Annotated in this window: 14 protein-coding genes; 2 read left to right on the forward strand and 12 right to left on the reverse strand. The window is 30.6% G+C overall.

Annotated features, from left to right (window positions below; all coding sequences use genetic code 11):
* Positions 1-100: 100 nt before the first annotated feature.
* The 3 genes from JJC05_RS11645 to JJC05_RS17395 all read right to left on the reverse strand — a co-directional run bounded on the left by JJC05_RS11645 (position 101) and on the right by JJC05_RS17395 (position 4,502).
* A complete protein-coding gene (locus tag JJC05_RS11645) occupies positions 101-991 on the reverse strand; it encodes a tyrosine-type recombinase/integrase (RefSeq protein WP_060383027.1) in 891 nt (296 codons plus the stop codon).
* Positions 988-1,905, reverse strand: a complete 918-nt coding sequence (locus JJC05_RS11650) for a tyrosine-type recombinase/integrase (protein WP_063743228.1) — start codon at positions 1,903-1,905, stop codon at positions 988-990. The genes JJC05_RS11645 and JJC05_RS11650 overlap by 4 nt, the downstream gene beginning before the upstream one ends.
* A gap of 296 nt (positions 1,906-2,201) precedes the next feature.
* Complete coding sequence (locus JJC05_RS17395) at positions 2,202-4,502, reverse strand: MTBMA_p00010-related P-loop-containing protein (RefSeq protein ID WP_063743227.1); 2,301 nt, start codon at positions 4,500-4,502, stop codon at positions 2,202-2,204.
* Between the two features lie 241 nt (positions 4,503-4,743).
* On the opposite strand from JJC05_RS17395, the gene JJC05_RS17405 reads away from it, so the two are divergent.
* Positions 4,744-4,992, forward strand: coding sequence for a helix-turn-helix domain-containing protein (locus JJC05_RS17405; protein ID WP_309597481.1), 249 nt, complete (start codon positions 4,744-4,746; stop codon positions 4,990-4,992).
* A 34-nt stretch (positions 4,993-5,026) separates the two neighbouring features.
* On the opposite strand, the gene JJC05_RS11675 is transcribed toward JJC05_RS17405, so the two are convergent.
* The 7 genes from JJC05_RS11675 to JJC05_RS11705 form a co-directional block, all read right to left on the reverse strand.
* On the reverse strand, positions 5,027-5,602 hold the full coding sequence (locus tag JJC05_RS11675; RefSeq protein ID WP_063743225.1) for a hypothetical protein: 576 nt from the start codon (positions 5,600-5,602) through the stop codon (positions 5,027-5,029).
* Positions 5,589-6,428, reverse strand: coding sequence for an RHS repeat-associated core domain-containing protein (locus JJC05_RS11680; RefSeq protein ID WP_145915567.1), 840 nt, complete (start codon positions 6,426-6,428; stop codon positions 5,589-5,591). The genes JJC05_RS11675 and JJC05_RS11680 overlap by 14 nt, the downstream gene beginning before the upstream one ends.
* Before the next feature lie 716 nt (positions 6,429-7,144).
* Positions 7,145-8,035, reverse strand: a complete 891-nt coding sequence (locus JJC05_RS11685; protein ID WP_060383027.1) for a tyrosine-type recombinase/integrase — start codon at positions 8,033-8,035, stop codon at positions 7,145-7,147.
* Positions 8,032-8,673, reverse strand: coding sequence for a tyrosine-type recombinase/integrase (locus JJC05_RS11690; protein WP_235877430.1), 642 nt, complete (start codon positions 8,671-8,673; stop codon positions 8,032-8,034). Before JJC05_RS11690 ends, JJC05_RS11685 begins: the two co-directional genes overlap by 4 nt.
* Positions 8,674-8,719: 46 nt before the next feature.
* Positions 8,720-8,950, reverse strand: coding sequence for a hypothetical protein (locus tag JJC05_RS11695; RefSeq protein ID WP_235877431.1), 231 nt, complete (start codon positions 8,948-8,950; stop codon positions 8,720-8,722).
* 297 nt (positions 8,951-9,247) lie between these two features.
* Positions 9,248-9,931, reverse strand: a complete 684-nt coding sequence (locus tag JJC05_RS11700) for a helix-turn-helix domain-containing protein (RefSeq protein ID WP_258928787.1) — start codon at positions 9,929-9,931, stop codon at positions 9,248-9,250.
* Positions 9,932-9,990: 59 nt separating this feature from the next.
* Entirely contained in the window at positions 9,991-11,547 is a 1,557-nt protein-coding gene (locus JJC05_RS11705; RefSeq protein WP_235877432.1) for a CHC2 zinc finger domain-containing protein, read from the reverse strand.
* A gap of 241 nt (positions 11,548-11,788) precedes the next feature.
* On the opposite strand from JJC05_RS11705, the gene JJC05_RS17415 reads away from it, so the two are divergent.
* A complete protein-coding gene (locus JJC05_RS17415) occupies positions 11,789-12,037 on the forward strand; it encodes a helix-turn-helix domain-containing protein (protein ID WP_309597481.1) in 249 nt (82 codons plus the stop codon).
* A gap of 34 nt (positions 12,038-12,071) precedes the next feature.
* Here JJC05_RS17415 and JJC05_RS11715 read toward each other — a convergent pair whose 3' ends face one another.
* Together JJC05_RS11715 and JJC05_RS11720 are read right to left on the reverse strand one after the other, a co-directional pair.
* On the reverse strand, positions 12,072-12,647 hold the full coding sequence (locus JJC05_RS11715; RefSeq protein ID WP_063743225.1) for a hypothetical protein: 576 nt from the start codon (positions 12,645-12,647) through the stop codon (positions 12,072-12,074).
* Complete coding sequence (locus JJC05_RS11720) at positions 12,634-13,542, reverse strand: RHS repeat-associated core domain-containing protein (protein WP_235877433.1); 909 nt, start codon at positions 13,540-13,542, stop codon at positions 12,634-12,636. The genes JJC05_RS11715 and JJC05_RS11720 overlap by 14 nt, the downstream gene beginning before the upstream one ends.
* Between the last annotated feature and the right edge of the window lie 83 nt (positions 13,543-13,625).

The raw sequence follows: 13,625 nt of genomic DNA on the forward strand, positions 1-13,625 counted from the left end.
TGGGGAAAAACAAGTGCCGATAGCGTTGGGAGAACCACTGGAGCGTTGGGGTGCGTTGGCTGGGTGGGTGCAAATACTTCGTGCGAAGCACACCGCTTTTTTATTTGATTGGATGGTATTGGTTTACTGCTTGTTGTAATTGCTCCAGTTCAGTTTGTTTGTATTGGATTGTTGTACTTGCCCTGCGATGTCCGCTAAAAACTTGTACTATTCTAGTATCGTTTTCTTTTTTTAATAGATTAGCAATTACAGATTGTCGGATTTTCATTGGTTGTATTTGTTCGCTTTTTGGTTTTTGTTCGTTTATCATTTTACTGATTCCGTGTGCATTTATTTTTTCGCCGTATTGTCCAAGTATAAAAGTTTTATTTTCTTGTTTATTGTTGTATTTCAGTAGTTTAATTCTATCGTCATTTAAGTATTTATAAACTAATAATATTTGTTTGGCTTGTAATGGTAAAGTTCTTGATTGTGGACTTTTTGAAGTGATTTCTAGACTTCCTTTGATGTAAATTTCACACTTTTCTAAATTGATGTTTTCAACTTCTAATTCTGCTATTTCTTTGACGGTTAAGGCTTGATAAATGAGTAAACTTATAATTACTTTGTTTCTGTTTTCTAAATATTTTTTCTTTCTGATTTGATAGGTTTCAAAGAATTTTTCTAATGTTTCTGGGCTGTAAAGTGTATCAACTTGTATTTGTCTATCTATTTTATCTTTTAAAAACAATTCACTGCAAGGATGATCCTTTCTTTTTCCGATTTCTAATAAATAATTGAAGTAAATTTTAACTCCATACAACGAGTGTCGTAATGTTTTTGGACTTAAATCGTAATTCTTTCGTAAGTGTTCTATGTAGTTTAAAATATCTTTAAAAGTGGCTAATTTGGCTTTATTTCCGTAGTAATCTGTAAATCGTTTTATTAAAAATAAGTTGCTGTTTAATGTGCTTTTGCTGTATTTCTTTTCCAAATAATTACGTAGTGTCATTTCATATTATTAATTTGATTTTGAGTTATATGTGTATATATTTCTGTACTCTCGATGTGGCTATGTCCTAAAAATTTTTGAACCTGTTCGAGCTTCATTCCGTTTTGTAGTAAGTGTGTTGCGATTGAGTGCCTTAATGAGTGAATTCCGATTTTATTTAATTCTTCAATCTTTAATTTTTTACCAAATTCTGTTTTTAAAATTAGTTTCTTAAAGTGTTTATTTATAGTATCATCACTCATTCTTCTTGCTTTATTATTTATTAAAAACTCATTAGTTTTATGCTTTAAACTTTCTAAATATTCTTGTAATTCTTGGGCTAATTTTTCACTAATTGGGATTAATCTTCTTTTGCTGTTTTTACCTTTTTGTACTATTACTAAATTTTCAATTATTCTAATATCTTCTTTATTTAAATCGCTGATTTCTTGAACTCTTAACCCACAACCATACCCCATATTTAAAATCGTTTTTTCTTGTAAATTCGCTATTTTATAGAGTTCTTGTATTTGATTTTGAGTAAAAATAAATCGTTCTACTTTTTCATTGATTGGAGTAAATTTTAAATGTGATGCCGGACTGCTTTTTATAACTCCTAATTCTAATAAATACCCTAAATATTGTTGAAGATTTCGCATATTATCATAAATAGATTTCTGCTTTAGTTTTTGTTTAGTTCTTTGACTAATTTTTTCTTTTAGATAGTTGTTGTATTCGGCTATTTCTTTTGGTGTAACTTTTTTTATTTCAAATATTTGATACTTTTCCAGCCAACTAAAAAACTCCTTCAGATATAAATATCTCGCTTGTGTGGTTTCGGGGTTTAATCCTAAAATGTCTAAATGTTTTTTGTAGTTTCTTGCCTGTTCTTGGTAAAATTCTGTATAGATTTTGTGTTTACTTGGTGCGCCCATCTTTTATTATTTTAAATGTTGAATTTTAAATTTTAAATGGTTTGGTATGACGTTTTTAAGGTTTATGATGCTTTTGCTTACTCAATATTTTGAATTTAGGAACGCTAGACTATTTTTTTATTGTTTTCTTATATTTTACAATACTTTACAAGGTTTTCTAGTGTTCCTTTTGCGTTCTTTTAGTGTTCCAACTTACTTTTGCTCTTGTCGTAGCTGTTCAATCTGTAACATTAAAAAGTCTTTTATTTATTCACTTCTTTTTTATTGTTTTTTTAAAGGAGTTCATGAATAAAAGATTACTTATTTTTAAGGCTTTCGATTTGGTTCATTAAGTAATCTTTTATTTCAGCTCTTAATTTTTGGTAATTATCCCAATAGGAGATTTTATATTTTATGCCTTTGTTTGCAAAACCGCCAACCTGTTTGATGTACTCTAACTCTAAAAGCGTTTGTATATATCTAAATATCTGTGTTTTACTTATTCCTAAATCTTGTCTTATATCTCTTAAAATAAACTCTTGATTTTCGTTTTTAACGTGTTTTTTTAATCGTTCAAAAAATTGTCTTAAACTTCCATCAAGTTCATCAACTTTTAAAATGATACTTTCAAAAAGTACTTCGGTGGCTTGTTCTATGTCTTCGATTTCGGTTATTAAAGCCTCCCCAACCCCTCCGAAGGAGGGGCTTTTAACTATTTGACGTTGATATTGGTTCAGGAACGTTACTTGTTTGATTACGGCTTGATACATTTCGTTTAATCGTCTAATTTTATGCACTTTCTCTGGTAGATGTAATTGTGTTGCATACGGATTAATGACTTCGTACTCTTTTAAATTTCTAATGATTTGTTGTATAAAGTTGATTGCTTTTTGGCTTTCTTGTGGATCTATTTCTCCTGCATTGCGTTTGTTTTGGTAGTCGATAATTCTTGCGGTTTGTTCTTTACTTTCGTCAACTGCAATAAGGAATGAACGGCTCATATTATCTTCGTAGGTTTCGCCTTTGGTGGTGGCTGATAAACTGGAGAACTGACCTTTTACTATTTTATGAGAAGATTTGTTATTTCCTTTTTTGTCTTTGATAGTTACAGAACTTCTTAATACTTGATTACTTATAAATTCCCTTAAAGCATATAGTGCATCTTCTTTTAAACCGTCTAAATCTTCAATAATCACCACCTTTTGGAATAAATCAAACTCACCCCAATTGTATAAAGAACTTTCTGTAATTCGTGTAAATCTTAAAACGTCTTCTTGAGGCATAAGGTCTGCAATTCTGCTTATAATATGGGTTTTTCCGCTTCCGCTTGAGCCTTGTACGAGTGCGTGTAATGGACTTTTATTTAAATAACTAATGATGATTAAAAATAATAACATTCTGCTGTTTTCTTCTCCAACTATTCCTGCTTTGCCGATTTCTATATTTAAGTTTTTTAGTAAATGTTTTCGTTTTAAGAAGTCGATTGCGTTTGATGGTTTTTGGCTTTCAGTTTTTGGCTGTTCTGTTGTTTTATCTTCAATTGAAAAAGAAGGATTTAACTGTGTTCTTTTGTCTAAAAGTTCAATAAAAATATCTTCGTTGTGTAGTTGTAGTGTTTCATTGATGTCTTTGTTTATGGGTTCTAACACGCTTATTTTTATTCCCGGTATAAGTTCTAATATTACTTTAGAATAATTCGCTGTCGCCGTGCGACCTGCGGTATCATTGTCAAAAGCAAAGATGATTTCTTCTAATTGTTTGAGTTCTTTTATTGCTTTTAAAATTTCATCATTCAATCCGTTAGTTCCAAAGCAAGCTATAAGCCCCCAACCCCCAAAGGGGGCTTTTTCAAGCGTTGGCAACAAACTTGCACCATCAATAATACTTTCGGTTAAGATTAGTTTTTTAGTATTTACATTGGGATAATTTGGATATAAACCTTGTCTGTTTTTTAAATAAAAATGTTTACTTTCTTTCTCGTTTAATGTGCTTCTAAAGTATAAACTCACTACTTGATCATTTCTGTTTTTTAAAGCAAAACAAATACTCCATTTACCAAAAACAGAATAAGCCTTTTCTCCAGTTCTACCTAAATTGTTTTTATCAATTAGTAATCCATATTCTAAACATTGATTAATCAAAGTTTCGTCTTTTCTTGCTCCGTGATGGAACTGCCCACCATTGTAACCGACTTCTATTTTTTTAAAGTCTAAACTTCTGCTTTGTAAATAGTCTTTGGCTGGTTTACTGTTGCTGATGGCATTTTTAAAATACTGATACATATTACCCAAAAATTGCTCTCGTGATAAATCTTGCTGATACCTTTCGTTTTTATTAGGTTCTTTGTGGTTTAGTATTTCTTTGGCTTTGTTTATCGCTTCTGCTTTAGTGCAATTTTCTTTGTGCAATATAAAATCTATCACATCCATACTTTTACCGTGCGTTTTACAACTGCTACTAAAACAATATGCCGATTGTGTTTTGTAATACACTTGAAAACTCGGAGTTTTATCCTCGTGAAACGGACAATTTAAACGACTTTGTTTGTCGGTTTTTAAGCCGTAGTAGTGTAATACGTTGGCGATGGTTAATTGCTCTTTGATGTCTTGGATTTCCATTGACTAAAAAATATTTAAAATTATTCTTGACAACTAATTAGGTGCAAAGATACCATTTTAGTTTTATTTTGCAAACTTTTTGAGTTTTGAAGAACTGATTTAGTTTTCATATCTTTGCAATTCAATAGTAAACAAGGTTTTTTAACCCTATAAAGTTTCTTATTATGGATTTTGGAAGTGTAGTTTCTGAACTTAGAAAACAAAAGGAATATCCCAAACCGACTTAGCTAGTCAATTAGGTATTCATAAAAATGTATTAGGAAGATATGAGAGAAACGAAGTTTATCCCTCTATTGATTTAGCTCGTAAAATTGCTGATATTCTTGATGTGTCTTTAGATTACCTTACTGGAAAAGACGATGTACAAATTGATAAAGATACTAGTAGCCGTATTCTAGAAGTTTCTAAATTTGAAGAAGCTGACCGTAACCATATTTTTTCGGTCATTGATGCTTTTATTGCTAAAAGAAAAATACAAAGTATTATGTAAATAGCAAAGCCCTCATTTGAGGGCTTTGTTATGATTAAAAAACTTCTTTGCTCTTTGGCTTTTTATAACAAGATATTTTTAAAGGAATATACATTTTGTCTATTTCGGATATGTCGTCAATTTCTAACTCATTTGAGTTCTTAGATATATCTTTATTCGCTTTATCTGTAACTACAAACAATCCTTTAATTTTACATATCCTTAAAAATACAGTACAATTATTCTTTAATTTCATTGTTTTTTCAAGACTGTTTTTATTTATTTTACTTGATATTTTCAGAACCTCATTTTTATAATCTAACAAATAGCTTTCAGCCTCTGTAATCTCTAAACAATTTGATATTATCTTTTTATTATTTCCTTGTATATCTGGCGTATAAAAACATAATTTATAAAAACTCCTAACAAATAACTCTTCATTTTCTTTTGTTAATAAATCAAGATTAATTTCTTTACAAACACCTGACATTATAATTGGGTAATTATCATTTCTCCTTATATCTATTTCTATAAAGTATAAGCTATCACTGACTTTATTACAATTATTTTCTTGTGCATCTATCTTAAATACAACAAAAAAGACTACTAATATGAGATTAATTCTGACCATCTTGTTTTACTATTACTTTAGGAAGGAAAGAACCATTACCTATATTATTGGCATCTGTTTGATTTGGTTTTTCAGGCGGATACTTCATAATACCGTTGTTTCCTCCAGTTCCTTTAGGATGTCCAAAACCAAAAGTGTGAAATATTTCGTGAATTCTATTCATTTTAGTATCTTCACTTGTATTCATTAAAATGTTTTGATTGTCAGCTGTAACACCCCCAACAGTAGAAGTGCTGGTAGTACCATCACCGTTATCTGTCTCTTTTGTTTTAAATCTCGAATAGGTGTTTTCATTTCCTCTTGAAAAAGAATTACCTATGGAGTATCCATCTTGCATTTCTTTACTTGCACTAGCTTCGCTAGCTTCTATAGTACCACCTTCTTTAAATTGTAAATCATATTTGATAGAATAACCTTTATACTCTCCATCAGAAACACTCATTCCTAAATCGTTAAGGTATTTATTGTAATCCTTTTGCATAGAAGCAACTTCTTTAGCAGAATAACCATCTAAAGTTTTCATTTTACCTCCAGTTGTATAATATGTACTTTTTTCTGTTTGCACATAATAAACAGCTTTTATAGTTATCGTTTTATTTTTATCATCTATAACTCTGATACCGTCTCTACCATCTGGGTCGATGACATTAATTGGATCATTAAAGCAATAAACGTAAGGAGATACATTAGGATATTTCTCCGCTAATGGGTCAACAGACATCCAACACTGCACAACTTTCGCCTCGCGCGAGGGCTTGGGTTCGTGCCTACGAACAATTTGTAATGGATTATATGTGAGTTTGTAGCATCCCATTTGTAAAATCAAAAGTACTTATTTTTTCAATTGTTTTTCAGTTGAAAAAAAAAAGAAGTTGTTTTTTATTGAAAAAGTAAAAGCAAGTACAAAACCAACTTTCCATTTTGCCTGTGGTTTGGGGTTGGTTTTGTTCTTTCGCTCGATTTTTTTGGAAGATTGCCACTTTTTATTTTTCAATTGAAAAAAAGGCTTCTTGGCAATCTTCTAAAAAAATGAGCCAACAACCGTAGGGCGTTAGTCATCGTACTGTTTTTTAAAATTTTTGTGATAAAAAACAAGCAAAGATTTAAGGCTACAAGTTTTCACGAAGTAGGCGTAATTTTGCGAAGTTTTTTGAACAAAGAATTTACAAATAATAAAGCTTTCGTAGTGCGTTGGCAGTAGGGTCGGCAGTGGGTGGGAGCGATGGAGTGGGGCTATTTTACATAATAAGCTTATGGTGCAAGGCGAAGCGAACCCTTTAGGGCTTGACTCATAATGGCTTATTATGTAACATAGCTTTGGGAGTGGTTGAGGGTTGGGTTTCGGCTCTTGTTTTTTGAGCGTGGGAAGTAAGCGGATAAAAAAGGTTTTTTGTGTGCGATGGGCTTTGGAAAACAAAAACCCTTTTTTTATTGGCTTACTGTGGGGAAAAACAAGTGCCGATAGCGTTGGGAGAACCACTGGAGCGTTGGGGTGCGTTGGCTGGGTGGGTGCAAATACTTCGTGCGAAGCACACCGCTTTTTTATTTGATTGGATGGTATTGGTTTACTGCTTGTTGTAATTGCTCCAGTTCAGTTTGTTTGTATTGGATTGTTGTACTTGCCCTGCGATGTCCGCTAAAAACTTGTACTATTCTAGTATCGTTTTCTTTTTTTAATAGATTAGCAATTACAGATTGTCGGATTTTCATTGGTTGTATTTGTTCGCTTTTTGGTTTTTGTTCGTTTATCATTTTACTGATTCCGTGTGCATTTATTTTTTCGCCGTATTGTCCAAGTATAAAAGTTTTATTTTCTTGTTTATTGTTGTATTTCAGTAGTTTAATTCTATCGTCATTTAAGTATTTATAAACTAATAATATTTGTTTGGCTTGTAATGGTAAAGTTCTTGATTGTGGACTTTTTGAAGTGATTTCTAGACTTCCTTTGATGTAAATTTCACACTTTTCTAAATTGATGTTTTCAACTTCTAATTCTGCTATTTCTTTGACGGTTAAGGCTTGATAAATGAGTAAACTTATAATTACTTTGTTTCTGTTTTCTAAATATTTTTTCTTTCTGATTTGATAGGTTTCAAAGAATTTTTCTAATGTTTCTGGGCTGTAAAGTGTATCAACTTGTATTTGTCTATCTATTTTATCTTTTAAAAACAATTCACTGCAAGGATGATCCTTTCTTTTTCCGATTTCTAATAAATAATTGAAGTAAATTTTAACTCCATACAACGAGTGTCGTAATGTTTTTGGACTTAAATCGTAATTCTTTCGTAAGTGTTCTATGTAGTTTAAAATATCTTTAAAAGTGGCTAATTTGGCTTTATTTCCGTAGTAATCTGTAAATCGTTTTATTAAAAATAAGTTGCTGTTTAATGTGCTTTTGCTGTATTTCTTTTCCAAATAATTACGTAGTGTCATTTCATATTATTAATTTGATTTTGAGTTATATGTGTATATATTTCTGTACTCTCGATGTGGCTATGTCCTAAAAATTTTTGAACCTGTTCGAGCTTCATTCCGTTTTGTAGTAAGTGTGTTGCGATTGAGTGCCTTAATGAGTGAATTCCGATTTTATTTAATTCTTCAATCTTTAATTTTTTACCAAATTCTGTTTTTAAAATTAGTTTCTTAAAGTGTTTATTTATAGTATCATCACTCATTCTTCTTGCTTTATTATTTATTAAAAACTCATTAGTTTTATGCTTTAAACTTTCTAAATATTCTTGTAATTCTTGGGCTAATTTTTCACTAATTGGGATTAATCTTCTTTTGCTGTTTTTACCTTTTTGTACTATTACTAAATTTTCAATTATTCTAATATCTTCTTTATTTAAATCGCTGATTTCTTGAACTCTTAACCCACAACCATACCCCATATTTAAAATCGTTTTTTCTTGTAAATTCGCTATTTTATAGAGTTCTTGTATTTGATTTTGAGTAAAAATAAATCGTTCTACTTTTTCATTGATTGGAGTAAATTTTAAATGTGATGCCGGACTGCTTTTTATAACTCCTAATTCTAATAAATACCCTAAATATTGTTGAAGATTTCGCATATTATCATAAATAGATTTCTGCTTTAGTTTTTGTTTAGTTCTTTGACTAATTTTTTTCTTTTAGATAGTTGTTGTATTCGGCTATTTCTTTTGGTGTAACTTTTTTTATTTCAAATATTTGATACTTTTCCAGCCAACTAAAAAACTCCTTCAGATATAAATATCTCGCTTGTGTGGTTTCGGGGTTTAATCCTAAAATGTCTAAATGTTTTTTGTAGTTTCTTGCCTGTTCTTGGTAAAATTCTGTATAGATTTTGTGTTTACTTGGTGCGCCCATCTTTTATTATTTTAAATGTTGAATTTTAAATTTTAAATGGTTTGGTATGACGTTTTTAAGGTTTATGATGCTTTTGCTTACTCAATATTTTGAATTTAGGAACGCTAGACTATTTTTTTATTGTTTTCTTATATTTTACAATACTTTACAAGGTTTTCTAGTGTTCCTTTTGCGTTCTTTTAGTGTTCCAACTTACTTTTGCTCTTGTCGTAGCTGTTCAATCTGTAACATTAAAAAGTCTTTTATTTATTCACTTCTTTTTTTATTGTTTTTTTAAAGGAGTTCATGAATAAAAGATTACTTATTTTTAAGGCTTTCGATTTGGTTCATTAAGTAATCTTTTATTTCAGCTCTTAATTTTTGGTAATTATCCCAATAGGAGATTTTATATTTTATGCCTTTGTTTGCAAAACCGCCAACCTGTTTGATGTACTCTAACTCTAAAAGCGTTTGTATATATCTAAATATCTGTGTTTTACTTATTCCTAAATCTTGTCTTATATCTCTTAAAATAAACTCTTGATTTTCGTTTTTAACGTGTTTTTTTAATCGTTCAAAAAATTGTCTTAAACTTCCATCAAGTTCATCAACTTTTAAAATGATACTTTCAAAAAGTACTTCGGTGGCTTGTTCTATGTCTTCGATTTCGGTTATTAAAGCCTCCCCAACCCCTCCGAAGGAGGGGCTTTTAACTATTTGACGTTGATATTGGTTCAGGAACGTTACTTGTTTGATTACGGCTTGATACATTTCGTTTAATCGTCTAATTTTATGCACTTTCTCTGGTAGATGTAATTGTGTTGCATACGGATTAATGACTTCGTACTCTTTTAAATTTCTAATGATTTGTTGTATAAAGTTGATTGCTTTTTGGCTTTCTTGTGGATCTATTTCTCCTGCATTGCGTTTGTTTTGGTAGTCGATAATTCTTGCGGTTTGTTCTTTACTTTCGTCAACTGCAATAAGGAATGAACGGCTCATATTATCTTCGTAGGTTTCGCCTTTGGTGGTGGCTGATAAACTGGAGAACTGACCTTTTACTATTTTATGAGAAGATTTGTTATTTCCTTTTTGTCTTTGATAGTTACAGAACTTCTTAATACTTGATTACTTATAAATTCCCTTAAAGCATATAGTGCATCTTCTTTTAAACCGTCTAAATCTTCAATAATCACCACCTTTTGGAATAAATCAAACTCACCCCAATTGTATAAAGAACTTTCTGTAATTCGTGTAAATCTTAAAACGTCTTCTTGAGGCATAAGGTCTGCAATTCTGCTTATAATATGGGTTTTTCCGCTTCCGCTTGAGCCTTGTACGAGTGCGTGTAATGGACTTTTATTTAAATAACTAATGATGATTAAAAATAATAACATTCTGCTGTTTTCTTCTCCAACTATTCCTGCTTTGCCGATTTCTATATTTAAGTTTTTTAGTAAATGTTTTCGTTTTAAGAAGTCGATTGCGTTTGATGGTTTTTGGCTTTCAGTTTTTGGCTGTTCTGTTGTTTTATCTTCAATTGAAAAAGAAGGATTTAACTGTGTTCTTTTGTCTAAAAGTTCAATAAAAATATCTTCGTTGTGTAGTTGTAGTGTTTCATTGATGTCTTTGTTTATGGGTTCTAACACGCTTATTTTTATTCCTGGTATAAGTTCTAATATTACTTTAGAATAATTCGCTGTCGCCGTGCGACCTGCGGTATCATTGTCAAAAGCAAAGATGATTTCTTCTAATTGTTTGAGTTCTTTTATTGCTTTTAAAATTTCATCATTCAATCCGTTAGTTCCAAAGCAAGCTATAAGCCCCCAACCCCCAAAGGGGGCTTTTTCAAGCGTTGGCAACAAACTTGCACCATCAATAATACTTTCGGTTAAGATTAGTTTTTTAGTATTTACATTGGGATAATTTGGATATAAACCTTGTCTGTTTTTTAAATAAAAATGTTTACTTTCTTTCTCGTTTAATGTGCTTCTAAAGTATAAACTCACTACTTGATCATTTCTGTTTTTTAAAGCAAAACAAATACTCCATTTACCAAAAACAGAATAAGCCTTTTCTCCAGTTCTACCTAAATTGTTTTTATCAATTAGTAATCCATATTCTAAACATTGATTAATCAAAGTTTCGTCTTTTCTTGCTCCGTGATGGAACTGCCCACCATTGTAACCGACTTCTATTTTTTTAAAGTCTAAACTTCTGCTTTGTAAATAGTCTTTGGCTGGTTTACTGTTGCTGATGGCATTTTTAAAATACTGATACATATTACCCAAAAATTGCTCTCGTGATAAATCTTGCTGATACCTTTCGTTTTTATTAGGTTCTTTGTGGTTTAGTATTTCTTTGGCTTTGTTTATCGCTTCTGCTTTAGTGCAATTTTCTTTGTGCAATATAAAATCTATCACATCCATACTTTTACCGTGCGTTTTACAACTGCTACTAAAACAATATGCCGATTGTGTTTTGTAATACACTTGAAAACTCGGAGTTTTATCCTCGTGAAACGGACAATTTAAACGACTTTGTTTGTCGGTTTTTAAGCCGTAGTAGTGTAATACGTTGGCGATGGTTAATTGCTCTTTGATGTCTTGGATTTCCATTGACTAAAAAATATTTAAAATTATTCTTGACAACTAATTAGGTGCAAAGATACCATTTTAGTTTTATTTTGCAAACTTTTTGAGTTTTGAAGAACTGATTTAGTTTTCATATCTTTGCAATTCAATAGTAAACAAGGTTTTTTAACCCTATAAAGTTTCTTATTATGGATTTTGGAAGTGTAGTTTCTGAACTTAGAAAACAAAAGGAATATCCCAAACCGACTTAGCTAGTCAATTAGGTATTCATAAAAATGTATTAGGAAGATATGAGAGAAACGAAGTTTATCCCTCTATTGATTTAGCTCGTAAAATTGCTGATATTCTTGATGTGTCTTTAGATTACCTTACTGGAAAAGACGATGTACAAATTGATAAAGATACTAGTAGCCGTATTCTAGAAGTTTCTAAATTTGAAGAAGCTGACCGTAACCATATTTTTTCGGTCATTGATGCTTTTATTGCTAAAAGAAAAATACAAAGTATTATGTAAATAGCAAAGCCCTCATTTGAGGGCTTTGTTATGATTAAAAAACTTCTTTGCTCTTTGGCTTTTTATAACAAGATATTTTTAAAGGAATATACATTTTGTCTATTTCGGATATGTCGTCAATTTCTAACTCATTTGAGTTCTTAGATATATCTTTATTCGCTTTATCTGTAACTACAAACAATCCTTTAATTTTACATATCCTTAAAAATACAGTACAATTATTCTTTAATTTCATTGTTTTTTCAAGACTGTTTTTATTTATTTTACTTGATATTTTCAGAACCTCATTTTTATAATCTAACAAATAGCTTTCAGCCTCTGTAATCTCTAAACAATTTGATATTATCTTTTTATTATTTCCTTGTATATCTGGCGTATAAAAACATAATTTATAAAAACTCCTAACAAATAACTCTTCATTTTCTTTTGTTAATAAATCAAGATTAATTTCTTTACAAACACCTGACATTATAATTGGGTAATTATCATTTCTCCTTATATCTATTTCTATAAAGTATAAGCTATCACTGACTTTATTACAATTATTTTCTTGTGCATCTATCTTAAATACAACAAAAAAGACTACTAATATGAGATTAATTCTGACCATCTTGTTTTACTATTACTTTAGGAAGGAAAGAACCATTACCTATATTATTGGCATCTGTTTGATTTGGTTTTTCAGGCGGATACTTCATAATACCGTTGTTTCCTCCAGTTCCTTTAGGATGTCCAAAACCAAAAGTGTGAAATATTTCGTGAATTCTATTCATTTTAGTATCTTCACTTGTATTCATTAAAATGTTTTGATTGTCAGCTGTAACACCCCCAACAGTAGAAGTGCTGGTAGTACCATCACCGTTATCTGTCTCTTTTGTTTTAAATCTCGAATAGGTGTTTTCATTTCCTCTTGAAAAAGAATTACCTATGGAGTATCCATCTTGCATTTCTTTACTTGCACTAGCTTCGCTAGCTTCTATAGTACCACCTTCTTTAAATTGTAAATCATATTTGATAGAATAACCTTTATACTCTCCATCAGAAACACTCATTCCTAAATCGTTAAGGTATTTATTGTAATCCTTTTGCATAGAAGCAACTTCTTTAGCAGAATAACCATCTAAAGTTTTCATTTTACCTCCAGTTGTATAATATGTACTTTTTTCTGTTTGCACATAATAAACAGCTTTTATAGTTATCGTTTTATTTTTATCATCTATAACTCTGATACCGTCTCTACCATCTGGGTCGATGACATTAATTGGATCATTAAAGCAATAAACGTAAGGAGATACATTAGGATATTTCTCCGCTAATGGGTCAACATTGAGCCATAAAGAAGTTTTCATATCCAAGTATCTTGCTCCATAATAAGTAAGATTAGTCTCCCGATCTAATTCTTTGCCATTAAATAAATAAGGCATAGAAATAGAGGAGGCGTGTTCTTCAAAAAGGACTTCTCCAAAAGGGATATATTCTACATGCTGTGATAGCTGCCCATTCATAGTGCTAATATACGAAGTACTTCCTAAATGATCGCTATGATAATAAAAAATATCTTTCTCAAATAGGCCATTGCCTACAAAAC

Source organism: Flavobacterium davisii, from assembly GCF_019565505.1.
Taxonomy (GTDB): domain Bacteria; phylum Bacteroidota; class Bacteroidia; order Flavobacteriales; family Flavobacteriaceae; genus Flavobacterium; species Flavobacterium davisii.

Excerpts from the sequence above, each read along its gene's own strand:
- JJC05_RS11645 (WP_060383027.1), bottom strand. The coding sequence starts at position 991 with ATGACACTACGTAATTATTTGGAAAAGAAATACAGCAAAAGCACATTA.
- JJC05_RS11650 (WP_063743228.1), bottom strand. The coding sequence starts at position 1,905 with ATGGGCGCACCAAGTAAACACAAAATCTATACAGAATTTTACCAAGAA.
- JJC05_RS17395 (WP_063743227.1), bottom strand. The coding sequence starts at position 4,502 with ATGGAAATCCAAGACATCAAAGAGCAATTAACCATCGCCAACGTATTA.
- JJC05_RS11675 (WP_063743225.1), bottom strand. The coding sequence starts at position 5,602 with ATGGTCAGAATTAATCTCATATTAGTAGTCTTTTTTGTTGTATTTAAG.
- JJC05_RS11685 (WP_060383027.1), bottom strand. The coding sequence starts at position 8,035 with ATGACACTACGTAATTATTTGGAAAAGAAATACAGCAAAAGCACATTA.
- JJC05_RS11690 (WP_235877430.1), bottom strand. The coding sequence starts at position 8,673 with ATGCGAAATCTTCAACAATATTTAGGGTATTTATTAGAATTAGGAGTT.
- JJC05_RS11695 (WP_235877431.1), bottom strand. The coding sequence starts at position 8,950 with ATGGGCGCACCAAGTAAACACAAAATCTATACAGAATTTTACCAAGAA.
- JJC05_RS11700 (WP_258928787.1), bottom strand. The coding sequence starts at position 9,931 with ATGAGCCGTTCATTCCTTATTGCAGTTGACGAAAGTAAAGAACAAACC.
- JJC05_RS11705 (WP_235877432.1), bottom strand. The coding sequence starts at position 11,547 with ATGGAAATCCAAGACATCAAAGAGCAATTAACCATCGCCAACGTATTA.
- JJC05_RS11715 (WP_063743225.1), bottom strand. The coding sequence starts at position 12,647 with ATGGTCAGAATTAATCTCATATTAGTAGTCTTTTTTGTTGTATTTAAG.
- JJC05_RS11720 (WP_235877433.1), bottom strand. The coding sequence starts at position 13,542 with ATGAATGGGCAGCTATCACAGCATGTAGAATATATCCCTTTTGGAGAA.